Annotated in this window: 23 protein-coding genes; 12 read left to right on the top strand and 11 right to left on the bottom strand. The window is 56.0% G+C overall.

Features of this window, described 5'->3' with window-relative positions; translation table 11 throughout:
• Nucleotides 1-6 precede the first annotated feature (6 nt).
• Complete coding sequence (locus FVB43_RS14440; RefSeq protein WP_159337725.1) at nucleotides 7-912, bottom strand: siderophore-interacting protein; 906 nt, start codon at nucleotides 910-912, stop codon at nucleotides 7-9.
• Between the two features lie 192 nt (nucleotides 913-1104).
• Between FVB43_RS14440 and FVB43_RS14435 the strand changes: the two genes are divergently transcribed.
• Nucleotides 1105-2235 carry a GNAT family N-acetyltransferase gene (locus FVB43_RS14435; RefSeq protein WP_159337723.1) on the top strand — a complete coding sequence of 377 codons (1131 nt, stop codon included), beginning with the start codon at nucleotides 1105-1107 and terminating at the stop codon, nucleotides 2233-2235.
• A gap of 19 nt (nucleotides 2236-2254) precedes the next feature.
• On the opposite strand, the gene FVB43_RS14430 is transcribed toward FVB43_RS14435, so the two are convergent.
• Nucleotides 2255-4087: an ABC transporter ATP-binding protein gene (locus FVB43_RS14430; protein WP_167864217.1), complete on the bottom strand. Its 1833-nt coding sequence runs from the start codon at nucleotides 4085-4087 to the stop codon at nucleotides 2255-2257.
• Between the two features lie 175 nt (nucleotides 4088-4262).
• Complete coding sequence (locus FVB43_RS14425) at nucleotides 4263-5033, bottom strand: DeoR/GlpR family DNA-binding transcription regulator (RefSeq protein WP_133844448.1); 771 nt, start codon at nucleotides 5031-5033, stop codon at nucleotides 4263-4265.
• 187 nt (nucleotides 5034-5220) lie between these two features.
• Here FVB43_RS14425 and FVB43_RS14420 point away from each other — a divergent pair, with 187 nt between their 5' ends.
• From FVB43_RS14420 to FVB43_RS14375, 10 genes are all read left to right on the top strand, one after another.
• Nucleotides 5221-6243: an SIS domain-containing protein gene (locus tag FVB43_RS14420; RefSeq protein ID WP_133844450.1), complete on the top strand. Its 1023-nt coding sequence runs from the start codon at nucleotides 5221-5223 to the stop codon at nucleotides 6241-6243.
• On the top strand, nucleotides 6240-7178 hold the full coding sequence (locus tag FVB43_RS14415; protein WP_159337718.1) for an ROK family protein: 939 nt from the start codon (nucleotides 6240-6242) through the stop codon (nucleotides 7176-7178). Before FVB43_RS14420 ends, FVB43_RS14415 begins: the two co-directional genes overlap by 4 nt.
• 171 nt (nucleotides 7179-7349) lie before the next feature.
• Nucleotides 7350-8585: an extracellular solute-binding protein gene (locus FVB43_RS14410; RefSeq protein WP_133844454.1), complete on the top strand. Its 1236-nt coding sequence runs from the start codon at nucleotides 7350-7352 to the stop codon at nucleotides 8583-8585.
• A 9-nt stretch (nucleotides 8586-8594) separates the two neighbouring features.
• Entirely contained in the window at nucleotides 8595-9503 is a 909-nt protein-coding gene (locus FVB43_RS14405; protein ID WP_133844456.1) for a carbohydrate ABC transporter permease, read from the top strand.
• On the top strand, nucleotides 9493-10332 hold the full coding sequence (locus FVB43_RS14400; RefSeq protein WP_133844458.1) for a carbohydrate ABC transporter permease: 840 nt from the start codon (nucleotides 9493-9495) through the stop codon (nucleotides 10330-10332). The genes FVB43_RS14405 and FVB43_RS14400 overlap by 11 nt, the downstream gene beginning before the upstream one ends.
• A gap of 196 nt (nucleotides 10333-10528) precedes the next feature.
• A complete protein-coding gene (locus FVB43_RS14395; protein WP_133844460.1) occupies nucleotides 10529-11611 on the top strand; it encodes an ABC transporter ATP-binding protein in 1083 nt (360 codons plus the stop codon).
• Between the two features lie 95 nt (nucleotides 11612-11706).
• Nucleotides 11707-12609, top strand: a complete 903-nt coding sequence (locus tag FVB43_RS14390) for a LysR family transcriptional regulator (protein ID WP_133844462.1) — start codon at nucleotides 11707-11709, stop codon at nucleotides 12607-12609.
• A gap of 115 nt (nucleotides 12610-12724) precedes the next feature.
• Nucleotides 12725-13141 (top strand): DoxX family protein, encoded by a 417-nt coding sequence (locus FVB43_RS14385; protein ID WP_133844464.1) that lies wholly within the window; start codon nucleotides 12725-12727, stop codon nucleotides 13139-13141.
• A 10-nt stretch (nucleotides 13142-13151) separates the two neighbouring features.
• Nucleotides 13152-14093, top strand: coding sequence for a glutathione S-transferase family protein (locus FVB43_RS14380; protein WP_167864216.1), 942 nt, complete (start codon nucleotides 13152-13154; stop codon nucleotides 14091-14093).
• Between the two features lie 20 nt (nucleotides 14094-14113).
• Complete coding sequence (locus tag FVB43_RS14375; RefSeq protein WP_133844468.1) at nucleotides 14114-14716, top strand: alpha/beta hydrolase; 603 nt, start codon at nucleotides 14114-14116, stop codon at nucleotides 14714-14716.
• Between the two features lie 62 nt (nucleotides 14717-14778).
• Here the strand turns inward: FVB43_RS14375 and kdpD are convergent, their stop codons facing one another.
• The 6 genes from kdpD to FVB43_RS14345 form a co-directional block, all read right to left on the bottom strand.
• On the bottom strand, nucleotides 14779-17460 hold the full coding sequence (gene kdpD / locus FVB43_RS14370) for a two-component system sensor histidine kinase KdpD (protein ID WP_133844470.1): 2682 nt from the start codon (nucleotides 17458-17460) through the stop codon (nucleotides 14779-14781).
• 114 nt (nucleotides 17461-17574) lie between these two features.
• Nucleotides 17575-18147, bottom strand: coding sequence for a potassium-transporting ATPase subunit KdpC (gene kdpC, locus FVB43_RS14365; RefSeq protein WP_133844473.1), 573 nt, complete (start codon nucleotides 18145-18147; stop codon nucleotides 17575-17577).
• Nucleotides 18148-18157: 10 nt separating this feature from the next.
• Entirely contained in the window at nucleotides 18158-20206 is a 2049-nt protein-coding gene (kdpB, locus tag FVB43_RS14360) for a potassium-transporting ATPase subunit KdpB (protein ID WP_167864215.1), read from the bottom strand.
• A 16-nt stretch (nucleotides 20207-20222) separates the two neighbouring features.
• On the bottom strand, nucleotides 20223-21908 hold the full coding sequence (kdpA, locus tag FVB43_RS14355) for a potassium-transporting ATPase subunit KdpA (protein WP_159337708.1): 1686 nt from the start codon (nucleotides 21906-21908) through the stop codon (nucleotides 20223-20225).
• Complete coding sequence (kdpF, locus tag FVB43_RS24905) at nucleotides 21908-21997, bottom strand: K(+)-transporting ATPase subunit F (protein WP_133844480.1); 90 nt, start codon at nucleotides 21995-21997, stop codon at nucleotides 21908-21910. The genes kdpA and kdpF overlap by 1 nt, the downstream gene beginning before the upstream one ends.
• Nucleotides 21998-22201: 204 nt before the next feature.
• A complete protein-coding gene (locus tag FVB43_RS14345) occupies nucleotides 22202-23119 on the bottom strand; it encodes a DMT family transporter (RefSeq protein WP_133844482.1) in 918 nt (305 codons plus the stop codon).
• A gap of 319 nt (nucleotides 23120-23438) precedes the next feature.
• On the opposite strand from FVB43_RS14345, the gene FVB43_RS14340 reads away from it, so the two are divergent.
• On the top strand, nucleotides 23439-24035 hold the full coding sequence (locus FVB43_RS14340; RefSeq protein ID WP_159337706.1) for a LuxR C-terminal-related transcriptional regulator: 597 nt from the start codon (nucleotides 23439-23441) through the stop codon (nucleotides 24033-24035).
• A 112-nt stretch (nucleotides 24036-24147) separates the two neighbouring features.
• On the opposite strand, the gene FVB43_RS14335 is transcribed toward FVB43_RS14340, so the two are convergent.
• A complete protein-coding gene (locus FVB43_RS14335; protein ID WP_159337704.1) occupies nucleotides 24148-24624 on the bottom strand; it encodes a DcrB-related protein in 477 nt (158 codons plus the stop codon).
• 77 nt (nucleotides 24625-24701) lie between these two features.
• Nucleotides 24702-26048 carry a GlcNAc-transferase family protein gene (locus tag FVB43_RS14330; protein ID WP_167864214.1) on the bottom strand — a complete coding sequence of 449 codons (1347 nt, stop codon included), beginning with the start codon at nucleotides 26046-26048 and terminating at the stop codon, nucleotides 24702-24704.
• Nucleotides 26049-26072: the final 24 nt, after the last annotated feature.

The following is a 26072-nucleotide window of genomic DNA, read 5'->3' as shown; positions in this document are numbered from 1 at the left end:
AGAGGGTTAGTCGTTGCGGCGCGGGCCACGGCTCCAGTAGGCCATAAAACTGATGCACTCCGGCGACAGGCCGCGCTCACCAATCAGATAGCGGCGCAGTTGTTTAACGGCGCTGGACTCGGCAGCAACCCAGCCATGAAAGCGTTTATCTCCGCTATCGGCACGGTCCCAGAGGATATCGCCATCCTTCTCTTCATGCAGCTCACCGCGCACCAACGCACTTTCCGGCAGCATCACCCGCTGCTGCACCGCCTGCAGTAACGCTTCACCATGAGAGGCACCGGTTTCTTCACGCGGCAGCCAGTGGATGTCGGCAAAAGTATAGTGGCTGAGATCAACACAGTCGCCGCGTTTCGGCATTTCCAGGAACATCTGTAACTGCGGCGGGTTGCTCCAGCCAGCCAGCTGTTCAAGGATCGCTTTCGCCGCCGGGAGTGCCGTTTCATCTGCAACGACCAGCGCGCGCTCCACGTCAGGGTGCGGGTCCCACTCGTAGCCACCGCTGCTGGTCGGGCAGGCGCGATTTGGTGCCACCATTTGCAGCGCTGCACCCGGCTCAGCATTCAGCGCCCAGGCCGAAGCCGGGCCTTCGGTACCGTGCATCACAAACTCGACTTCTACTTCTCCGGCATCAGCATTGACGTGACGAAGGGTATAGGTACGGGCAATCGGACGGATATCCTGCGGCATCGCGCGGGCTGTTTCCCACCAGGTTTTATCACCCTCATCGGTCAACGTTGAGGGCGTGCCGTTGAGGGAAGGAAACAGCAGTTTTATCCGCTGATCCGGTGCATCCATTTTCATCTGACGCACGTCATCACCGCTGAATACGCAGCACAGCATCGAAGGAGAAAGTACCTGCTTACGCGCCAGCACTACATTAAACAAGCGATAACCCTGAACACTCGCCATAAACCCGCCTTGTAAACCTGAAAGCCGCGCACGTGTGATAACGCACATAAGGTCGGCAAGAATAGCAAAGCCAGATGATAATGAGAATGAGAACGAGGCTTCTTTACATCACCCTCGTGGAATAACGGATTGATCCCGGCGCAAAAAGCCGTCAACGTAGCGCTTTCCCTGTGGTAAATGCGGAGCACGCCGATGTCCCTGACTGTCCTGACGCAACTGGCCGATATTCCGGCCAGTCAGTGGGATGCCCTGGCCCCCAACTCTCAGCCTTTTTTACGTCATGCTTTTCTCTCCACTCTGGAAGAGAGCGGTGCGGTCAGCCGCGCTTCGGGCTGGCTGCCGCAGCATTTGCTGTGGATGGAAGAGGGAACGCCGCGTGCGGCCATGCCTGGCTACGCGAAAAATCATTCGATGGGAGAATACGTTTTCGATCACGCCTGGGCAGAGGCCAGCGAGCGGGCAGGGATTCCTTATTATCCGAAGTGGCTGTCGGCGGTGCCATTCAGTCCGGTCAGCGGCGCACGACTGCTTGGGAGCGATCGCCAGGCCGCGCAGCTGTTACAGGCCTTACCTGCGTTTCTGGCCGAACGGCAGCTCTTCAGCGGCCATATTAATTTCAGCGATGAGCGTATTCACCAGGGGCTGGAGCAGGATCCGCGCTGGCTGCCGCGCCTCGGCTGCCAGTATCACTGGCACAACCGGGGTTTTCGCGATTTCCAGGATTTTCTCGACCTCCTCACCTCGCGCAAGCGCAAACAGCTGCGCAAAGAGCGCGAGCTGGTTGCCAGCCAGGGCGTGGAGTTTGTCTGGTATCAGGGCGCAGAGGTGACGGAGGCGCAGTGGGATTTTGTTTACGCCTGTTACGCCAATACCTACCGCGTGCGCGGCCGTCAGCCTTACCTGCCGCGCCTGTTTTTCAGCCTGTTGGCCGAGCGCATGCCGGAAGCGATTCGCGTGGTGATCGCCAGCCAGCACGGAGAGCCGGTGGCCATGGCGTTCAGTCTGGTGGATGGCAACACCTTCTACGGCCGCTACTGGGGTTGCCTGGAAGAGTTCAACCGCCTGCATTTTGAAACCTGCTTCTATCAGGGGATGGAGTACGCCATTGAGCACGGGCTGCAGCGTTTTGATGCCGGTGCTCAGGGTGAACATAAGCTGATTCGTGGTTTCGAACCGGTGCTGACAGAATCCTGGCACCTGCTGCGCCACGCTGGGCTGCACGATGCGGTCGCCGATTTCCTGCATCAGGAGCGTGAAGGCGTGCGCAACTGGGCAGAGGAAGCCAAAGCCTCGCTACCGTGGCGGCAGCCCGACGGGCAGTGATACCCGTCGGGCATGACCATCATCCTTCGCCGACAAATCCGCCGGTCTGGTGGCGCCACAGGCGCGCATACAGGCCGCCTTTTGCCAGCAGTTCGCTGTGGCTGCCAATTTCGGCAATCCGGCCCTGCTCCAGCACCACCAGCCTATCCATACGGGCGATGGTCGATAGCCGGTGGGCAATCGCAATCACGGTTTTCTCTCCCATCAACGTCTCCAGGCTCTCCTGAATCGCCGCTTCCACTTCGGAATCCAGCGCGGAAGTGGCTTCGTCCATAATCAGAATCGGCGCATCCTTCAGCAGTACGCGGGCAATCGCAATACGCTGGCGCTGCCCACCGGACAACTTCACGCCGCGTTCACCCACCTGGGCATCCAGCCCGGTGCGGCCCTGCGGATCGGACAGCAGGGGAATAAATTCATCGGCTTTCGCCTGATGAATAGCGCGCGTTAACGCCTCTTCGCTGGCATCCGGCCGACCGTACAGCAGGTTCTCGCGAATCGAACGGTGCAGCAGGGAGGTATCCTGGGTGATCATCCCAATCTGTGCACGCAGGCTCTCCTGAGTGACATCGGCAATGTTCTGACCATCTATCAGGATGCGGCCACCGTTCAGGTCATACAACCGCAGCAGCAGATTCACCAGCGTGGATTTTCCCGCGCCGGAGGGGCCAATCAGGCCGATTTTTTCACCGGGCCGGATGGTCAGCTGCAGGTCATTAATCACCGTGCGTTCGCCGCCGTAGTTAAAGCGGATAGCCTCAAACTGGATTTCGCCCTGCTGCACCCGCAGCGCCGAAGCCTGGTCTTTATCACTGACTTTGACGGGCTGGGCAATGGTTTGCAGGCCATCCTGCACCATCCCGATATTTTCAAAGATGCCGTTCACCACCCACATAATCCAGCCGGACATGTTGACGATGCGGATTACCAGCCCGGTAGCCAGCGCAATCGCCCCAACGCTTAACAGTGACTGCGTCCACAGCCACAGCGCCAGCCCGGTAGTGCTGATAATCAGCAGACCATTCAGCGTAGTGATCACCACATCCATGCCGGTGACCATACGTCCCTGGCTGCGGGTTTTTACCGTCTGGTCGCCAATCGCCTCGCGGGCGTACTGACGCTCCAGATCGCTGTGGGCAAACAGCTTCAGGGTGGTGATATTGGTGTAACCGTCAACAATGCAGCCCATCAGACGGGAACGGGAATCGCTCGACGCCACCGAACGGGCTTTGACGCGCGGCACAAAGTAGCGTAGGCACAACACGTAACCGACAATCCAGATCAACAGCGGGATGGTCAGCCGCCAGTCTGCTTCGGCAAAGAGCACCAGCGTGGTGACGGCGTAAATCAGCACGTGCCACAGGGCATCGACCGCCTGCACCGCAGAGTCGCGCAGCGCGTTGCCCGTCTGCATAATGCGCTGGGCGATACGTCCGGCGAAATCATTCTGGAAGAAGTTCAGGCTCTGACGCAGCACGTAGTTATGATGCTGCCAGCGGATCATGCTGGTCATGCCGGGGTTGATGGTCTGGTGCACCAACAGGTCGTGCAGGCCAATAAACAGTGGCCTGAAGATCAGCGCCACCACCACCATCCACAGCAGTTCGCTGCCGTGGTCGCTAAAGAAGGTGGCGGCGGGGCTGCTATTCACCAGGTCGATGATACGGCTGAGATAGCGGAACAGCGCTACTTCGATCAGTGAGGCTACCAGTCCAATCACCAGTAACAGCGCGAAGCACGGCCACACCTGACGCAGATAGAACAGATAGAATGCCCAGAGGTTGTTGGGTGGCGTGTCGGCCGGGGCATCCCTGAAGATGTTGATCATCCTTTCAAAACGGCGATAAAGCATAAAGCAGGCTCATGTGTACGGCAGGATTGTTCAGCTTAGTGCATAACCGGGGTGAGGGTCGACCTCATAGAGCCCCCCACAAATTTTAGTGGCTGACAGTATGGCTTCGGGTCTGAGGCCAGTTTGAGCATGCCGAATAAGCAACGACCGCATCCCTGCGGGCCTCGCCACGCCGCTACGCGAGCGTCACTACCCGCAGCCGATCCCCATATTTCGTTCGCTGTTTCAGGGCCGGGGACTCCTCGGTGATAATCAGCGCGATTTCCGCCAACGGACACACATGTGCAAGCGCGCGATAGCCCATTTTACTGCTGTCCACCAGCACCACGGTTTTCTCTGCCGCCGCGATCATCGCCTTCTTCACCGGGATTTCGACGGTGTTGATATTGGTGATACCGCTGTCAAAGTGCACCCCTTCCGCCCCAAGAAACGCCCAGTCGACGTGCAGACTGTTAATCTTATCCACCGTCTCCTGGCCAATCAGGGTATAGACAGCATTCAGCATCATGCCCCCGGTGACGTGAATGGTGATCCCCGGGCAGGCACTCAGTGCCACGGCGGTCAGGACGTCATTGGTCACCACAGTCAGATTACGCTTATCGCGCAACGCCAGCGCCAGTTCATAGACGCTGGAGCCGTTATCCAGGATCAACGACTGACCGTCCTGCACCAGGCTTGCCGCATAACGTGCAATCGCCGCTTTCGCCGGATTGTTCATCTGACGGCGTACGCTGTAAGGCGTATCCAGACTGCTCTCCGTCACGCCGGATACCGGCAGCAATCCCCCATGCGTGCGCATCACCATCCCGTTTTTTTCCAGCAACGACAGGTCGCGGCGGATAGTCGAACTATCAACACCGAACACTTCGGACAGCTCTACGGCGTTCAGATAGCCCTTTTCCCTGATCATCTCAATTATTTGCAATCGTCTTTTTGATGCGCTCATGTGTCCTTCCTGTTGCGATACCTGCACACTTTCATGCACATACTGTACGAACATTGCCCTGATGTCAGTATAGCAGACAAAAAACAGGCAAATATTTGTGCTATTGCGCGAATAATGCACATTGACTGCACGAATTCGTGCAGCTACATTTAACTCATCGGTAACAACTTTCGGGAGGGCACTATCGATGTCAGCAACGATTCTCAGCGACTACGAAAAAGATATTGAGCAGCAGGTCGAGGCCCTGCGTGACCAGTTAGCTTACCAGCTACCGCAGGCACTCAGCGCACTGGATCTCAATCACTACGATCGTATTGTGCTGGCCGGAATGGGATCCTCTGATTACGCCCTGATCCCGATCGAACGTGAACTGATCGAGCGCGGTTACCCGGTATGGCGTATTGATGCGGGCAGATTGCTCGATATGCCAAACCTGGTCACCGCCAACAGTCTGCTGTGGCTGACATCGCAGTCAGGAATGAGTGGCGAAGTGGTGGCGTTGCTGAACAGCATCACCCCGCCAAAAACGCTGATTGGCATCACCAATGATACCGCCAGCGAACTGGCAAAAAAGGCACAGGTTCAGGTATTGCTGCACAGCGGGTCAGAAGCCACCGTCAGTGCGAAAAGCTACCTCAACACGTTAGTCGCCAGTTACCGGGTGTTGTACGCCCTGACCGGGCGGAATGAGAAACCTTTGCTGGCGACCGTGCATGCTATTCTGCCCGATATCGCGCAAATTATTCGCCAGCGCGCCGAAGCACAAACGCTCAGCGATGCGCTGCTGGCCCATAACCTGCCCCGCGTCGCGATGATTGGTATCGGGGCCGATGCCGCTACGGCGTTAACCGGAGCACTGATTACCAAAGAAGCGTCCAAAGTGGCCGCAGAAGGTTTTATTGGTGGCCAGTTCCGCCACGGTCCGATGGAAACCTCCGGCGCGGGGATGCTGGCCCTCCTGTTTGGTGATGGCAGCGACAACACCCTGAACACCCTGGCAGCCGATTTGCGCCAGAACGGGACGCTGGTGGTCAGCGTAGGGCCGGAGAAGTACGCCGACAGCGTGCATCTGCCCACACCCACCGAACCGCTGCCGCGTTTACTGTGTGCAATGCTGTGGGTCCAGCATCTGACTGTCACGCTGGCGCGTGGCAATGGGCGGATACCAGGGGAATTTCTCTACGGCCAAAAGATAACGGTGAAAACATGACAACCTCTGACGCACTCTCTCTACAGGCAGGCATGGATATCGGGGGTACCGGCACACGCATTATTTTGCTGGCCGGGCAGCGCGAAATCGCGTCAGAAACCGTACCGACCGCGTGGTTCGCCACGCTGCCCGCCTGGCAACGTGCCAGCGCACTGGCAGAGAAAGTGCGTCAGTTAGTGCCCGCCGGGCAGCGTTTAGCCAGCCTCGGCATCGGTGCCAGCGGCCCGGTGAACATGAACAATGAGATCATTGAAAACGAGGACACGCTGGCCTGCTTCTCCGGCTTCCCACTGGTGTCACAGTTGCGGGAACTGCTGGGTGTCCCCGTGGCAATCGACAACGATGCCGTTGCCGCCGCCCTCGGTGAGTTTCACTTAGGGGCAGGCCAGGGCAGCGGCCGCATGCTGATGGTCACACTCGGTACGGGAATTGGCGTAGCGATGCTGGAAGGCGGCACCCCGTTTCGCAACATTGATGGCAGCCATCCGGAAGCGGGCCACATCCCGGTTTCCGATGACCCGGTAGTGTGTTACTGCGGATTGCAGGGTTGCTGGGAAATGCTGGCCTCACGCGGCTGGCTACAGCAGGCGCTGACCGCCGCGATTCCCGACCTGCGCTGGGATGCCACGCTCAGTCAGAGATTAAGCCATCTGGCCGCGGAAAATCCGCGCATCAGCGGCATTCTTTATCAGTACGGCCAGATCGTTGGCCGGGGGCTAAATACCCTGCTGGCGCTGTATGGACCGGATGTGACGGTTCTCAGCGGCAGCGCAGCAGCACTGTTTCCGCTGTTTCAGGGAGGAATGGAGAAAGCGCTGGCGCGGGCCAGCGGCTATGCGGTTAACAAGCATATTATTCCATCTTCTCTGGGCGACGCGGCGGGCGCGCTCGGGGCGGCGATACTGCCAACACTCAGGGGAACCCGTCAACCATAATAAGCACGACCTATAAAGCAGTTCTTGATAATAAAGTTCTACCTTTGAAATATTTACGACAATAATAAATGTCTGGGCCGGTTAAGTTGTGCGGCTCAGCCATTCTATTGATCCAGGCGAATAAGAACGTGTTCTGACCGCTTCCTTTTTAGGTTAAATGGAGAGTAAGTAATGAAGAGATCCACCGCTTGCCTGATGACCCTGCTTGCTCTGAGCGCCTCCGGCGCTGCCTCTGCAAAAACCCAACTCAACGCCCTGTTTATGTCTCAGGCCGCCTACAGCGAAAGCGACGTGCGTGCCATGACCAGCGATTTTGAAAAAGCCAATCCGGGTGTCACCGTTAATCTTGAATTTGTGCCCTATGAAGCCCTGCACGATAAAATTATCGCGGCACGCGGCGCAGGTAGCGATGGCTACGATGTGGTGCTGTTTGACGATATGTGGCCCGCAGAATTTGCCAAATTTGGCCTGCTAAAAGATATCACCCGCCAGGTCAGCGCCGATGAGAAAGCGAAGGTGTTCGACGGCGCCTGGAGTACGGTCAGCTGGGACAAAAAACTGTGGGGCATGCCGTGGATCCTCGATACAAAATACCTCTTCTACAACAAAGCCATGCTCGCTAAAGCAGGTATTGCGAACCCACCGACCACCTGGCAGCAGGTGATGGATCAGTCCAAAATTTTGCAGGATAAAGGCATCGTTAAATATCCGCTGGTGTGGAGCTGGTCCCAGGCTGAAGCGCTGGTGTGCGACTACACCACCCTGGTGTCAGCCTTTGGCGGCCAGTTCTACCAGAACGGTAAGCTGAACTTCAGTGATGCCGGATCGGTGAAAGCCGTCACCTTTATGAAAGAATCGCTGGATAAAGGCGTCACAAACCCGAACTCACGCGAGTATCTGGAAGAGGATGTGCGTAAGGTGTTTTCCAATGGCGATGCGGCCTTTGCCCTGAACTGGACCTATATGTACAACATGGCCAACGATCCGAAGCAGAGCAAGGTCGCCGGTGATGTGGGAATTGTTCCGGCCCCCTCTGAACAACCGGGCAAAGTCGCAGCAATGAACGGTTCGATGGGATTGGGCGTGACCCAGACCAGCGCCCACCAGGATCAGGCCTGGCAGTATATCCGTTACCTGACCTCCCAGCCGGTGCAGAATAAATACGCCAAACTCAGCCTGCCTGTCTGGAAAGACTCCTACGACGATCCCGCCGTGCAGAAAGGCCAGGAGCCGTTAATCGCAGCCGCGAAAAAATCCCTCGATGTGATGCTGATGCGCCCGATTACCGCCGACTACTCACGTCTGTCGAACAGTCTGCAACAGCAACTGCAGCAGGTCCTTCAGGGCCAGCAAACGCCGCAATCCGCAATGGAAGCGGTGACGAAAAGCGCAGCCCGACTGCGTTAAGGGAACGCCATGCTCAGTCTGCAACGTCGTGAGCAGCGTCAGGCATGGGTGCTTCTGGCACCCATGCTGATTGTGATGGCCCTGTTAACCGCCTGGCCACTGCTGCGCACTATCTGGCTCAGTTTTACCGATGCCGAGCTGATTGGCAGCGGTGCACAGACCGGCTACATCGGACTGGATAACTACCTCTACGCCCTGACCGACCCGGATTTTCGTGCGGCGATTGGCCGTACGCTCTATTTCACGATGATATCAGTGGCGCTTGAGGGAGTGATCGGCGTACTCGTCGCGCTGCTGCTGAACCAAAAATTTATCGGGCGCAACGTGCTGCGCGTGCTGGTGATCCTGCCCTGGGCGCTGCCCACCATTGTTAACGCCATGATGTGGCGACTGAATTTCAACCCGGATTACGGCAGCATCAATGCGCTGCTGACTCAGGCAGGCATTATCGACGGCTACCGCAGCTGGCTCGGTTCCCCGGACTCAGCCCTCAATGCGGTGATGCTGGCTGACGTATGGAAAAACTATCCGCTGGTGACACTGCTGGTGCTGGCCGCCATGCAGTCGATTCCTGAAGATCTGTATGAAGCTGCACGTCTGGACGGTGCGCCGGCGTGGCGACGTTTTCGCGCCATCACCTTTCCGGCCATTGTCGGTGCACTGAGTGTGGCGTTGGTGCTACGCACCATCGACGCCTTCAAAGTGTTCGACATTATCTATGTGATGACGCGCGGCGGCCCGGTCGACAGCACCAAAACCCTCAGTTTCTATGTCTATCAGGAATCCTTCAGCTATCTGCGGGCCGGTAGCGGTGCGGCTTACGCCATTCTGATGACGCTGATGTGTAGCGTACTGATTGCGCTGTATATGGCGATGCTCTACCGCCAGCGCCGCAGGAGTCTTGCTGATGAAACGTAAACTGCGCCGCGTTTTACTGTATGCCGCCGCGCTGCTGCTGGCAGCGTCGATTCTCGGGCCAATGCTGTGGCTGTTTCTGATGAGCGTCAGCGCCAACAGCGACCTGACGCGTATTCCGCTGGAGTGGCTGCCGCGCCAGTGGGACTTCAGCCGTTACCGCGCGCTGCTGTCGCTCACCCCCGGTCAGCCCGGCGAACTGTTTCTGCATGCGCTGGGCAACAGCCTGCTGGTCGCGGGGTTTGCCACACTGATTTCCCTGCTGCTGGCGGTTCCCGCTGCGTTCAGCTTCTCGCGCTATGTCGGGCGCGATCTGTGGCTGTTCGCGGCGCTGGCGATCTACATGGTGCCACCCGTGGCCTTTGTACTGCCGCTCTATTTTGTGCTGCAACAGCTCGGCCTGCTGAACACCCATCTTGGTCTGGTGCTGGTCTACTGTTCGCTGATCCTGCCGTTCCTGACATGGATGCTGAAAAACCAGTTTGATGCCCTGCCACGCGATATTGAGCAGGCAGCCCGCCTGGATGGCCTGCGCTTCTGGCAGGTTCTGATGCGTATTACCCTGCCGCTGGCAAAACCGGTGCTGGGCGCCTCGGCGCTGTTCGGCTGGCTGCTGGCGTGGGATGAATTTTTCTATGCGCTGTTGTTTACCAGTAATCTCGACGCACAAACGCTGCCAGTGACCATCGCCGGATTTACTGCCGGACGCGCCACCGATGACGGCTTGATCGCCGCCGTGGGCATCCTCGCCTCATTACCGCCGTTGCTGATCGCCCTGTGGTTGCAAAAAAGCCTGGTCGGCGGGCTGGCCAGTGGCGGCAGCAAGGGGTAATTATGTCGGCAAATCGGGTCGGGCATGCCCGACCCCTACGGGAACACGCAGCCTGTTAATTGTAGGGGCGAGGCATGCTCCATACGGGACCACGCAGCCTGTTAATTGCAGGGGTGAGGCATGCTCCATGCGGGAACACGCAGCCTTTTAATTGTAGGGGCGAGGCATGCCTCGCCCGTCACCACGGGAAAACAGTATGGCACGGGTTGAACTGGTCAAAGTCACGAAACGTTACGGTACGCAAACGGTGTTGCACCCGCTCGATCTGACGATCGAGGACGGCAGTTTTACCGTGCTGGTCGGTCCTTCCGGCTGTGGAAAATCCACCCTGCTGCGTCTGCTGGCCGGGCTGGATACGATCTCTGACGGGGCGATCCTGCTGGACGATCTGCGAATAAATGATCTTGATCCCGCGGATCGCGATATCGCCATGGTGTTTCAGAGCTACGCCCTGTATCCGCATCTGACGGTGGCTGAAAACCTGGCGTTCCATATGCAGGTTAAACGGGTCAAACGGGACGAACAACAGAGCCGCATTACACGGATCGCCAGCATCCTCGGTATTGATAAACTGCTGAATCGCTACCCGCGTGCCCTCTCTGGCGGCCAGCGTCAGCGCGTGGCGATGGGCCGGGCGATGATACGTAATCCGCAGGTCTTCCTGTTTGATGAGCCGCTATCAAACCTTGATGCCCAGCTGCGTATGGAGCTGCGTGCGGAGATTAAATCGCTGCACCAGCGCTTTAAAACCACTATGGTCTACGTCACCCATGATCAGGTGGAGGCCATGACGCTGGCGGACCGCATTGTGGTGATGCGCGATGGGGTGATTGTGCAGCAGGGCAAGCCGCTGGAGATTTACGACCATCCGGTGAATACCTTTGTCGCACGCTTTATTGGATCGCCGCCGATGAATCTGCTGGCGGGTGAAGTAAAGACGCAGGATGGCATTCCCGGCGTCAACTGTAACGGACTGTGGTTTCCTCTGCCTGCTCGCTGGCACGACAGCGCCCGGCGTCAGGGCAGCCAGCCGGTGATCGTCGGGATTCGCGCCCATGATTTTGTCCAGGCACGCCACTCCACCCATCCCTCCGCATTATTGAAGGTGCTGGAAGTCACGGGCGAATCCAGCCTGCTGCACGCCGAATGGCAGGGTTTTCCCCTGCATATTCAGCTCGCCGGGCGCGTGACGCTGGAACCGCAGCAATCCCTTGCTCTGGATATCAATCCCGAAAAAATCCATCTGTTTGATGCACAAAGCGGTGCGCGGCTGGTTTAATGGTGTCATCAGGGCGAGGCATACCTTGCACCTACGATGGGATCACGTAGGGGCCGGGCAGGTCCGGCCCGTTTTTCTGCACACAAGGGAAAACCGTGGAACGTCTGGATTGCGATCGAATGTTTGTGGCGGTGCTCGAGCTGGGCAGCTTTGCCGCAGCGGCGGCCCGGCTGGGTACCAGCAGTGGCCAGGCCTCTAAACTGGTATCAAAACTGGAAAAAGAGCTGGGCGTGCAACTGCTGAAACGCAGCACGCGTGCGCTGTCCCCCACCGAAGTCGGGCAGGCCTATTTTTCTCAGGTCAAACATCTGCTGGATGAATGGGATGCGCTGGATGCCTCGGTGCGCCACGCTGCAGGGAAACCCTCAGGACGCATCAAACTCAGCGCGCCCATCACGTTTGGTGCCAGCCAACTTGCCCCGGCGCTGATCGCCTTTGCCCGCGAGTTTCCGGAAATTGAACTGGATGTCAGCTTCTCAGACCGTATCGTGAACATCGTCGATGAGGGATTTGACGTTGCCATCCGCATCGGAAAACTGAGCGACAGCAGCCTGATTGCCCGCCGCCTCAGCGATATGCGCGTGGTGATCGCCGCCAGCGATGACTATTTGCGGCGGCACGGTATGCCAACGCATACTCAGCAATTAGCCGATCATAACTGCATTATCGACACCAACTTCCGCGATCCTTATAACTGGCCGTTCGGCAATGAAGGCGAAACTGTGCCCGTCAGTGGCCGTCTGCGTTTTTCCAATGCCGAGGCCTGCCTGACCGCGGCGCTGAGCGGCTTGGGTATTGCCCGACTGCCGACCTTTATTGCCGGTGCCGCCTTACGAACTGGAACCATCCGGCCTCTGCTGATTGAGAGTGAAATTCCTCCGCTCGGCCTGTACGCCGTTTATCCCCCGGCACGCCATCTGGCCCATAAGGTACGGGCGCTGATCGATTTCCTTGTCAGCCATTATGCCGGGAAGCCAGAGTGGGATCAGGGCTGGTGATTACTTCCAATATGGAAGTAATCATTGCGCGAATGGCAGGATAATCAGTGCGGAGGAATGAGTGTAGAGTGTGTTTTATCAACCCTGACACTCACACGTTATAAGGCATCTCATCATGACTGATACCCGTACCGCCCCCTGGGCCGCGCTGATCCTGCGTCTTTCGCTTGGCATCCTGTTCCTGGCGCACGCTGGCCTGAAGTTTTTTGTTTTCACCCCGGCTGGCACCGCGAAATTCTTTGAGTCACTGGGCCTGCCCGGTGGGCTGGCTTACGTCACCATCGCCTGGGAAGTACTGGGCGCTGTGGCACTGATTGTTGGCTACCGCCCACGCATTGCCGCGCTGCTGCTGATCCCGGTACTGCTGGGTGCGATTGCTACAGTGCACGGTGCGGCGGGTTTCTGGTTCACCAACCCGAACGGCGGCTGGGAATACCCGGTATTCTGGACAATCAGCCTGCTGGTACTGGCGTTGATCGGTGACGGAAAATACGCGCTGAAAGCCTCCCTGCCTGCTTCACGCCTGAACTGAGGAACGACTGATGCTGGTAAACGGTAAATGGACGGCAGAGTGGCACCCGGTACAGGCCACCGATGAAAAAGGCGGCTTTGTCCGGCAGACCTCAAGCTTCCGTCATTGGGTGACGGCGGATGGCAGCAGTGGCTTCCTCGCAGAGCCAGATCGCTACCATTTGTATGTGGCGCTGATCTGCCCGTGGGCGTCACGCACATTAATCGCCCGTAAGCTGAAAGGGCTGGAGGAGGTCATCAGCGTCTCCGTCGTTGAGCCACAGCTGACCGATGAAGGCTGGCACTTTGGCGACTTCCCGGGTGCCGACCGCGATACTCTGAACCACGCGGAATATCTGCATCAGCTGTATACCCGCGCCGACGACAGTTTCACCGGGCGGGCAACGGTGCCGGTGTTGTGGGACAAAAAAACCGGCACCATCGTCAGTAATGAATCGGCGGATATCGTACGCATGTTCAACAGTGGCTTTGGTGCGCTGGCAACACAGTCTGTCGATCTGTACCCTGAATCCCTGCGTGCAGAGATTGACGCGCTGAACGCGGAGATCTATCCCCGACTGAACAACGGTGTTTATCGCGCCGGGTTTGCCACCACCGCCATCAGCTACCGTGAAGCCTTTAATGATGTGTTCGGCATGCTGGCTGAGCTGGAAACGCGTCTGAGCAACAGTGGTCCTTATCTGTTTGATGCTGTTCTGACCGAAGCCGATATTCGCCTGTTCGTGACGCTGATTCGCTTTGAAGTTGCCTATCACGGTCTGTTTAAGTGCAACCTGCGCCAGTTACGGGACTTCCCGGCGCTGAATGCTTACCTGCAACGTCTGCTGGCGATCCCCGGCGTGCGTGAAACGGTCAGCATCGACCATATTAAGCAGGGTTATTACTCTATTAAGGCACTGAACCCTAACGGGATTGTGCCCGCCGGGCCAGACATGAGCGGCTACGGTTTTTAATCTGATTTACGAGGCGAACAATGTCGAAAGGATTAGTTATTTTACTGCACGGCGTTGGCAGCAGCGGCGATGATCTGGCAGGCCTGGGAGACCACTGGGCGCCCTCCCTGCCAGGCGTAAGCTTTGCCAGCCCCAATGCACCGTACCACTTTGAACAGGGTGCAGGCTGGCAGTGGTTTAGCCTGGCGGGTATTACGCCGGAAAACCGCCCTGCACGTGTGGCAGAAGCGCGTGCCGCCTTTGACCAGACTCTCCAGGCGATCCTCGATCGGCATCAGATGAGCGAGCATCTGGATAAGGTGGTGCTGGTCGGCTTCTCGCAGGGCTCGATTATGGCGCTCGATACGCTGGTGTCAGGCCGCTGGCCGGTAGCCGGGATGGTGGCATTCTCAGGTCGACTGTCATCACCACAGCCGTTCACTCCGGCGCTGAATACGCCGGTACTGCTGGTGCACGGCATGGCCGATGGGGTGATCCCGGTACAGGAAAGCGAATCGGCAGAGCAGCGTCTGCGCGCTCTGGGTGTGCAGGTCAGCAGCCAGTTTGAGCCGGGCATCGGGCACACCATTTCGGCTCAGGGTGCACAAAAGGCAGTGGCGTTTATTGCTGCACGTCTGGGGTGAAACGGGCGAGATATGCCTCGCCCTGCCGTGATCCCCGTAGGGGCCGGGCATGCCGGCTCGATCTATTCCGCATAATCCTCAATCACCGGCGGCGGAGTAAGCGGCAGCGTAATGATAAAACGAGCACCGCCCTGCGGCCGGTTCTCCGCATGGATGGTGCCATCATGCAAAGTGACTATCGCCTGACAAATCGCCAGCCCCAGCCCGACACCCGGCACGGCCGACTCTTTGTTGCCCCGGGAGAACTTCTCGAAAATCAACTGCTCCTGCCCACCAGCAATGCCCGGGCCGTCATCCCACACTTCGAGCATCAGCCGCTGCGCTGACGACTGTGTGGCACGTATGCCGATGTTCGCCGCAGGACCTGCATATTTCAGTGCATTTTCCAGCAGATTGCTTAACACACGCTCCATCAGTGGACCATCGACATCCATCAGCAGCATCGGCGGCAGATCGAGCGCGATATTGCGTCCGGCCAGCAGTACGGAGAGCTGGCGCAACGTGCTGCCGACCAATTCATCCAGTGCCATCCACTCACGTTTCAGATGAAAGCCGCCGGACTGCAACCGCGCCATATCCAGCAGATTATTCACCAGCCGGATGGTGTTCAACGTCTGCTCTCGCATGGCACTGGCCTGCGGAGCATATGGTGAGTGCTCTGAAGCCAGGTCGAGCGTCAGAATTTCAGCCTGACCAAACAGCACCGTCAGCGGGGTGCGCAGGTCATGGGAGAGCGCAGATAACAGCGCATTACGCAGCTGTTCGCGCTCGGCCGCCAGCCTGGACACCGCCTCACGCTGGCTAAGATTCATACGTTCTAAGGCGTTGGCGATCAGCACGGTGAACGTTTCGACCAATCGCTGCTGTTCGGGGATCATCAGCTGACGCAGGTTGAGAGGTTCAAGGATCAACAGGCCCAGTGTTTCACTGCCGCTTTTCAGCGGCAGCATCTGCCAGGGAACACCGGGCAGCGTATCGGTTCCGGCCCCGGCGGGCTGGCCTTTATCAAAGCTCCAGCGGGCAATTGCCCGGTCCGGTACGGCACTGAGATGGGCTTCCCCCACCGCGACCAGCTCGCCCTGTTCATCAGGCAGATAAAGCTCACTGCGGGCCTGCAAGGTGCTCTCTACGCTGCGCTGGAGCGTGGCGGCAATATCACGCTGACTGAGCGCCCGGCTAAGGGCTTTGGCCATTTCATACAAATGGTGCGCCCGCTGTTCACGATAGCGCGCCACCCGTGCCTGATAGCGCACCCCGGCGGTCAGATTACCGACGATCACGCCGACCGCCAGCATCACGCCGAAGGTGACCAGGTACTGCACGTCCGACACCGCCATCGTGCCAGTGGGTGCCACAAACACTAAATCAAAGGCGACAATGTTCAGCAGTGTCGCCACCACCGACGGCCAGCGCCCGTAACGCAGCGCGACAATCACCACGGCCAGCAGGTAAACCATCACCAGGTTAACCGAATCGACCGCCGGTAGCAGCCAGCGCCCGGCAACGGTCACCAGCGCACAGAGTAACAACGCGGCGGCGCAACCCCGCAGTTGTGCATGCCATTTTCCTTCATTGCCGCCTCCGCCTGCGCGTGGAGCCAGTGGACTGACGGCATCTGGCGGCGGGTCATCCAGCGCGACGATCAGAATATCGAGATCCGGCCCCAGTTCGCCCAGACGGTCGGCAAAACGTTCGCGCCACCAGCGGCGGGTCGGACGGCGGCCGATAATAATTTTGCCAAGGTTGTGCTCGCGAGCGTAACGCAGCACCGCACTGGCTTCGCTCGGGTCTGAAAGCGTGGCGGTTTCCGCACCGAGCTCTTGCGCCAGTTGCAGCGTCCGCAGAATGCCGCGCCGCCGCGCTTCAGAGAGGCGATGCAGACGTGGGGTTTCGACATAAACAGCATGCCAGACACTGTCGAGCCGGGCCGCTAACCGGGCAGCACTGCGCACCAGCTTTTCACTGCCACTGTTATCACCAATGCACAACAGAATGGCATCACGCGTGTGCCAGACTTTTTCCCGTCCCTGAGTATCACGCCAGGCACGCATCTGGTCATCGACGCGATCGGCGGTGCGCCGCAGCGCCAGCTCGCGCAGAGCGATCAAGTTACCTTTACGGAAGAAGTTTTCGATGGCGCGTTCTGCGCCCTCACCGATATAAACTTTTCCCTCTTTCAACCGCTGACGCAGGTCATCCGGCGGCAGGTCCACCAGCACCACATCGTCAGCAGCATCGAAAAACGGGTCAGGCACGGTTTCGCGCACGCGGATGCCGGTCACGCCGCCAACCACATCGTTCAGGCTTTCCAGATGCTGAACGTTGACCGTGGTGATCACGTCAATACCGGCATCCAGTAGCTCTTCAATGTCCTGCCAGCGTTTCGGGTGGCGTGAGCCACGGGCGTTACTGTGCGCCAGTTCGTCCATCAGAATCACTGCCGGATGGCTGGCCAGCGCTGCATCAAGGTCAAATTCGGGGTGGCGATGCTGCCCGGTGGCCCGTCGCGGCAGCAGGGTCAGCCCGGCCAGCAACGCAGCCGTTTCCGGGCGGTTGTGGGTTTCCACCACGCCTACCAGCACCTCCAGCCCCTGTGCACGCAGACGGCGGGCCTCCTGGAGCATCGCCCACGTTTTTCCCACACCAGCACAGGCACCAAAGTAAATTTTCAGCTTACCGCGATGGCTTTCTGCCGCCAGGCGTAGCAGCGCATCCGGATCAGGGCGCTGGAGTTCGTCGTTCATCCGATTCCTTAAACAGGGAAAACAACGGGCGAGACATGCCTCGCCCCTACGCGAGTTTCGCAGGTGAGCGAGCCCTTACCACCGTAGTGGTGGGCATACCCGACCCGTCAGGGTTTAACGCTGTAATGCATCCAGTGCCAGGTTCAGCGCCAGCACATTCACACCCGGCTCCCCGATAAACGCCGGGCGCGGCGTCATCGTATTATCGGCAATGAGCCGTTCAACCGTTTCCAGTGGAAGCTGGCGTGCCTGCGCTACGCGTGCTGCCTGCCAGTGCGCTGCCGCAGGTGAAATCTGCGGGTCCAGCCCGCTGCCGCTGGCAGTGACCAGATCCACCGGCACCTGATGGCTGGCCTGCGGGTTCGCCGCACGCAGTGCCGCCACGCGTTCAACAATCGCCTTGTCCAGCGCAGGGTTGCTGCCCGCCAGATTGCTGCCAGAAGAGGCCAGCGGATTATACGCCGCATCACCCGTGGCCGATGGCCGCCCCTGGAAATAATCAGCACGCGTAAAATTCTGGCCGATCAGGGCCGAACCGCGCACGGTACCCTCCTGGCGTAACAGCGAACCATTGGCCTGCTGCGGGAACCACCACTGCGCCAGCCCGGTGGTTAACAGAGGATAGAGCAGCCCGGTGACCAGCGTCAGTAATATCAGTAAAAACAGAGCAGGACGTAATTGGCTCATCATATTTTCCTTATGCCATGCCCAGAAGGGTCAGTAACATATCAATCAGTTTAATCCCAGCGAATGGCACCAGCAGGCCGCCGACACCATACAACCACAGATTACGACGCAGTAGCGCGGCAGCACTCAGCGGGCGATAGCTCACCCCTTTCAACGCCAGCGGGATCAGGAACACAATCACCAGCGCGTTGAAGATCACCGCTGACAGAATGGCGGAGTTGGGTGAGTGCAACTGCATCACGTTCAGCATATTGAGCTGCGGCAGCGTGGCAGCAAACGCGGCCGGGATAATGGCAAAATACTTTGCCACATCGTTAGCGATACTGAATGTGGTCAGGGAACCGCGCGTCATCAGCATCTGTTTGCCGATATGCACCACTTCCAGCAGTTTGGTCGGGTTGGAGTCGAGATCGACCATGTTACCCGCCTCTTTTGCCGCCTGGGTACCGGAGTTCATGGCCACCGCCACATCAGCCTGCGCCAGTGCCGGGGCATCGTTGGTGCCATCTCCGGTCATCGCCACCAGCCGTCCTTCGGCCTGATACTGACGGATGAGTGCCAGCTTGGCTTCGGGGGTCGCTTCTGACAGGAAATCATCCACGCCAGCCTCGGCGGCGATCGCGGCGGCGGTCAGCGGGTTATCCCCGGTGATCATCACTGTTTTAATGCCCATTTTTCGCAACTCGGCGAAGCGCTCTTTAATGCCGCCCTTCACAATGTCCTTCAGCTCCACCACGCCCAGTACCGTTACACCATCACAGACGACCAGCGGTGTGCCGCCCGCACGCGCCACCTGTTCCACCATGCCGTTAACCTCTGGCGGGAACTGGCCGCCGTTGCTGTCGATATAGCGGCGCACCGCATCAACCGCACCTTTACGCACCGTGCGCTGCTGCACGTTGACCCCGCTCATGCGCGTCTGCGCCGAGAATGGAATAAAAGTGGCATCCAGGCTTTTCAGGTCGCGTTCGCGCAGATTAAATTTCTGCTTCGCCAGCACCACAATACTGCGCCCTTCCGGGGTTTCATCGGCCAGTGAGGCCAGCTGTGCGGCATCGGCCAGCTGCTGTTCACTGATACCCGCGGCTGGCAGGAATTGCGTTGCCTGGCGATTACCCAGCGTAATGGTGCCAGTTTTATCCAGCAGCAATACATCAACATCCCCCGCCGCTTCTACCGCACGGCCGCTGGTGGCGATCACGTTGGCCCCCAGCATACGGCTCATGCCCGCCACGCCAATCGCCGACAGCAAACCGCCGATTGTGGTGGGGATCAGACATACCAGCAGCGCCACCAGCACCGTCAGGCTCACTGGCGTCCCTGCCCAGGCGGTAAACGGCCAGAGCGTGGCGGTGGCCAGCACAAACACGATGGTCAGCGCCACCAGCAGAATAGTCAGGGCGATCTCATTCGGCGTTTTACGCCGTTTCGCCCCTTCCACCATCGCGATCATCCGGTCGAGGAAGGTTTCCCCCGGGTTGACGCTGCACTGCACCACCAGCCAGTCGGAGAGAATCCGTGTACCGCCGGTGACGGATGAGAAGTCACCGCCAGATTCGCGGATGACGGGCGCCGATTCGCCGGTGATGGCGCTTTCATCCACCGATGCGCCACCCACCAAGACTTCGCCGTCGCAGGGGATCATATCGCCCGCTTCCACCAGTACCCAGTCGCCTTTGCGCAGGGATTCTGCGGACACAGACTGCTGACGGGCAGTGTACTCCGGCGCGGCCAGCTTTTTGGCAAAACTGGTTTTGGCGATGCCCTTCAGGCTATTAGCCTGTGCTTTACTGCGCCCTTCTGCCAGCGCTTCCGCCATATTGGCAAACAGCACGGTAAACCACAGCCAGACGGCGATGGCGGCAGTGAAGCCCGTTTCACCCGGGGTTTTCCCGGCCGCCATTGCAATGGCCAGCAGCGTGGTCAGCACGCTGCCCAACCACACCACAAACATCACCGGGTTGCGTACCTGAATGCGCGGGTCCAGTTTTTTCAACGCATCGAGCAGCGCGACACGCATCAGCGCCCCATCAAACAGCGCCTGTTGATTACGACTCATGTCTCTTCTCCGCCCGTTAACGACCGATCATTTGCAGATGTTCCGCCACCGGCCCTAAGGCCAGTGCCGGGATAAAGGTCAGCGCACCGACCAGCAGCACGGTGCCTGCCAGCAGGGCAATAAACAGCGCCCCGTGAGTAGGCAGCGTGCCCTGGCCAGCAGGCTGGACCTTTTTCAGCGCCAGAGAACCGGCAATCGCCAGTACAGGAATAATGATGCCAAAGCGGCCCACCAGCATGCAGAACGCCAACAGCAGGTTCCAGAACGGCGTGTTCGCACTCAGCCCGGCAAAGGCGCTACCGTTGTTATTGGCCGCCGAGGAGACGGCATACAGCACTTCCGAGAAGCCATGTATGCCGGGATTCAGCATGCCGCTGCGCCCGGCCTCAGTCATCATTGCCAGCGCCGTGCCCAGCAGCACCAGGCTCGGTGTCACCAGGATCGCCAGTGCGGTCATTTTCATTTCCCATACGTCGATTTTCTTGCCGAGATATTCCGGGGAACGACCGATCATCAGCCCGGCGATAAAGACCGCCAGCATCACAAACAGCAGCATGCCGTACAGCCCGGCACCCACGCCGCCGAAGACCACTTCCCCGATTTGCATCAGCCACATCGGCACCATGCCGCCAAGTGCGGTAAACGAATCGTGCATGGCGTTGACGGCACCACAGGAGGCTGCAGTGGTAATCACCGCAAACAGGCTGGAATTGAGGATGCCAAAGCGCGTCTCCTTGCCTTCCATATTGATAGCGCTGTCAGCACCGAGCGTGAGGAAGTGTGGATTCCCATTGAGCTCGGCCCACATCACCACCGCCACCGCCAGGATAAACATCAGTGACATCGTCCACAGCAGCACATGTCCCTGACGGGTATCGCGCACCACCTCACCGAAGGCAAAGCACAACCCTGCCGGGATCAGGAAGATCGCCAGCATCTGGACAAAATTGCTGTATACCGTCGGGTTTTCAAACGGATGAGCAGAGTTGGCGTTGAAGAAACCACCGCCGTTGGTGCCAATCATTTTGATCGCTTCCTGCGAAGCGACAGGCCCCATCGGCAGCGTCTGCTTCACACCTTCCAGCGTGGTCAGGCTCAGATAGCTGTCGACATTTTGCAACACACCCTGGCTGACGAGGAACAATGCCATCAATAGCGACAGCGGCAGCAGGACATACAGCGTAATGCGGGTAATATCGCGCCAGGCATTACCCAGCTCCCCCAATGCTCGCCGAGCAAATCCGCGCATCAGCGCGAAGGCCACGGCGATCCCGGTGGCAGCCGAGAGGAAGTTCTGAACAGTCAGCCCGACCATCTGGCTGAAATAGCTCAGGGTGCTTTCCCCGGCATACGCCTGCCAGTTAGTGTTGGTGACAAAGCTAACGGCGGTGTTGAGCGCCAGATGCCAGCTGAGGTCCGGTAGCTGCTGAGGGTTCAACGGCAGACTGGCCTGGTTCGCCAGCATGACAAACAGCAGCAGTAAGCCGCAGGCGTTGAACAGCAGGATCGCCCAAAGGTAACGCTGCCAGCTCATGCCTTCCGAGGCCACACCACTAAGACGCCACAGGATGCGTTCCGCACCAGCCAATCCGGGGAGCGGACGGTCATCCACCAGACGTGCCAGCCCTTTCCCAAGCGGACGGGCCAACAGCATCAGCAACACCATGTAACTGGCAATCAGTAAAAAAGCAGGTGCGGCCATTAGAATTCCTCCGCATGGATTAGGGCATACACCAGGTAGCCCAGCAGCAAACAGACCAGCACAATGCCAGTAGTGACAGCGACGCTCACAACACACCTCCAAAGGCGTTTTTCAGTAACGCTATTGTTGCGAGTGGCGTGCAAAGTTGATGTAAAAATGCAGGGCTGGGGTGTAAAGAAAGTATAAAAATGGGCGTGAAAACAGGGGAATCGATATGGTGGCGACAGGGCATTGCCCTGTCGCGCTGATAATGACTAAATAACGTAGCTGTTCATCTTTGAAGTCATGCTCCGTCAGGGTTTTATCACCACCTCTTTAATCTTTGGTTTTGGCTTGATACCCCCCGCGACCAGCCATACCGCGACGATGATCACCAATCCTCCGGCGATAAATCCTTTTGAGAGGGTTTCTCCAAGGAACAGATAACCCCACAGAATGCCAAACGGCGGGATGAGGAAAGTCACCGTCAGCGTTCTTAGCGGGCCAATATCGGCAATCAGACGAAAGAACAAAATATAAGCCCAGGCAGTACAGATCAGCCCCAGCGCCAGCACACAAAGCCATACGCCTGGATGGTTCCACTGCACGACAGGCTGGATGATCAGTGAACCGATAAACACCGGAAGAAGAAAGATACTGGCGCCAATCTGGCTGCCCAGCGCGACCAGCCGGGCATCCAGACCACCGCGATCGCCAATCCACTTTTTAGTCAGAAACCCGGCGCTGGCGTAACAAGCCGTCGCCACCAGACACGCGGCAATACCCAGCAGCACCTCCTGTGTCAGGGCCAGGCTGCCGGTAGTGGTCAGCAGTACAATTCCCACCAGGCCCAGTACCACCCCAACGATTTTTCTCAGCGTAAAGGTTTCACTGAAACAAAGACCCCCAATAAGCACACCCATCAGCGGTGTAGTGGCATTAAGGATCGCCGAATAGCCCGCAGGCAGCCATTTTGCCGCCAGGCAATACATCACAAAAGGCACAGCCGAGTTGATCACCCCCAGTAACATCGCCGGCAACGCTTTACCATGAAAGGCGATATGGGTCCGTAGTACCAGCAACAGCGCTATCAGGCCAACACAGCCAAACACCACGCGTAAAAACGCGGTATTCAGCGAACCAAAATAGGGAGTGGCTACGCGCATAAATAAAAAACTGGCTCCCCAAATCGCCGCGAGTAACATTAAACGACCGATATCCCCTTGCTTCACAACACGCTCCTGAAGACTGATTATTGACACTGAACGGTCACACGCCGACTGTGGTTAATCCTCTTTATAGACTGCAGCAGAAAAAAAAAGCAACCTGTCTACTGGTGATTACCCCTCGAGGACCGATAAGAAATAGCATGATTCAATAGAGACAGTTCAGAAAGGGAAATTGTATGCTTCCATAAAAAACATCGCCAACACAATAAAAACAGAAGAAAACTCCAAATAAACGGAATTAACATAGAATGACAAAATGTATTCTGTCTTTAAGGATATGATAAAGAAAATAACCAACTCATGACATGGACAGTCAGATATTATGAAAATTTTAATTGAAAGTGAAAATTTTTTCTATAAAAAAGGATTGGAGTCGTTGCTTCAACAATCAGCACTAGAAAGTGCATTAAGCGACTTTGGATTTATTACTGATGATGATAGCACAGAGAAGAGCGAGATAACTAATATTACACTCAGAGATTCATCTATAAGTATAAATTTATTCAAAAACACAAAAAAATTGGATGAACCACACATCAGCAAAGAAAAATCAACTTTGCACATTCCTTTTGCTTGTAAAAATAAAAAAATAACTGATATAAAAAGGATAATTGAAAAAATAATTTTCATCGCAAGCATGGATAGCAATGACTTCATAAATGATGATTTTTACAGAATAACAGGATTAAAAAAACATGAGCAACTGTCTCTAACCGAAACTAAAATAATGCTATTACTAGGCAGGGGGAATAACATAAGGAATATATCAAGACAGATAAATCGTTCTGAGAGAACGATTAACGTTCATTTTAGAAACGCATCAAGGAAGATGAAATTCAATAAAAAAACTGACTTTTATAATTATGCAAAATTTATTGTAACCTGTCGACGAAATGAAAGAAAAACGTTATGTATATAACGTACAACATTGAATATTCGAATGAATCATTAAGAGGAGGTCGATTTTATCACGGACCTCCTCAGTAAAGAAAAATCAAGGATTCAAATGGAAGTAAAACATTTGGTAAACATTATTTATTTCCTAGTGGTTTAGTTTTAGGTGTAAATGAATTCATAATTTGAACATAATGCTTACGCTGAAAATCAGTGAAATCCTGATCGGCGACAAGAGTAAAAATCATCAACATATTATTTCCAGGATTGTAGTCTGGATGCTTAGGCAGTTGCGTATAAGACTGGACTTGACGGACAAAATTGCCATTTTCAAGATAACGATGAGCGACCTGAACGACGGGGAGTTTTGCAGGCCCAATTTTATGTTCGAGTTGTTTTCCTTCACTCTTAAAGCCAGGAAGGGTATTTTGCATTGTTTTCATCTGCTTCTCGCAAAAAGTCACCACCGTTTGGCCTTCTGCCATCATAACCCGGTTAATAATGATATTATATTCGTAATCTTCAGGATCGCGAAAACGCATTACATTAACAGTAACATCGACAACAGGGATATCAGTGAGGAAATCGCCCTCTAATACTTCATAAGTAATCATTTGATAACTCGCTTGTTAAATAGAAAATATTACAACTTAATAAAGCTGTGATTTTTTTTGTTAAAAAAAAAAAGCCGCTACCATTTTTCCTCGATGACTTCACCCCACCCTGCTCTGTCGATGAATGGACTAATACGAACAGAATGAGGGTTTAAACTTTCTTCCGAAGTAAAATCAAGCGATAGTGAAAAACTGCCATCTTCCGAATTAGAAATTCTCTCATTTATTTCAGCGTTATAGAGAGTATGCTGTTCGAGCAGCGTGTTATCTTCCGTATAGACACCGACATACCAGTAAAGAGCATCTCTTCCTAACGTGGTTATTCTGGATGAGTCAAAGTTAACCGTTCTTTTTTTGACACCGACAAGCAATGAACGCCAAAGCCCTTCGATCAATTCCCCGTTGGCGAAATAAGCTTTATGCTCATCTCCAATGACATCCGGATGAACCAGACAGCGAGAAAAATCCACTCCTGCCGTTCTCTCGAAATCACTCAGGCTACGTTGCTTACCAAGACAGTAAATGCCATGATCACACTGCTCAGTGGTCTTATGGCCGAGTAAGGTTTTTACTCTGTTTTTAGATATAGCGTCTCTTTCCCACCAAGCTTGATCAATGCTGCCTTTAGTTTTTGCCTCATTGCCATGATCTGTCCAGATTTTCACATGGTCTTTTCTGCCGTAAAAATGCCATAGCAATACTTTTTGAGGATGAAAAATGTCATAGCCATGAGTAAATGCCCTGACTGCCATGGCTATTTCTTCACCCTCAAAAAATATCTGAGGATCATTAGGAACTTCTGTAACGAAGCTCCCTAATGAAAAAATAAATCCTCCAGCAAGATAACTTCCTCTGACCGGGTACGTAACATCGTCAGTCATCACATAAGGGCTCAGCTGTAAAATTTTTTCCTGAGAAAACCCTCTGAACATTAATCGAGTCAGATCGTTTTTTCTATCCTCTAAATTATCCGGTTGATAGGACGGTGGATAACATGTGAGAATGGGTTTAGGACTCAAAACAGTTAAATCATTCAATACCTCAACCATTTGGCTATCCCAGCCGGATATAAAACGACAGTGGGAGTCAATCTGCAGGAAGTATTCTTCCTTATTATAAAGTGTTTCTGCAATATGTCTGGCCCAACAGGCACCCTGGCTCTGGTAATAATGAACGCTTATCACATGGATCACCGCGCCTCGATAGCTGAAGAGATAGAGTTGAAAGCCATGATGAAGTCGCTGCTGGGTAAGCTGCATTCCTTTATCGAGAAAAATAGAGATGTCTTCATCACACTGCCAGCAAATACTGATATGTAGGGACTGTGGGCTGACAGACTGAGAAATCATATCCATTAAAGTAGGAATAAGTTCTGAATCGCGATAGCTCGCGATGCTAACAAAAACACAAGGTACATTATCCATTTTATACCCTCATCTTAAATATTA

This window comes from Erwinia rhapontici (assembly GCF_012271765.1).
GTDB lineage: Bacteria > Pseudomonadota > Gammaproteobacteria > Enterobacterales > Enterobacteriaceae > Erwinia > Erwinia rhapontici.
Note: the sequence above shows the minus strand (reverse complement) of the source record. Positions and strands in the feature narration are given on the sequence as shown.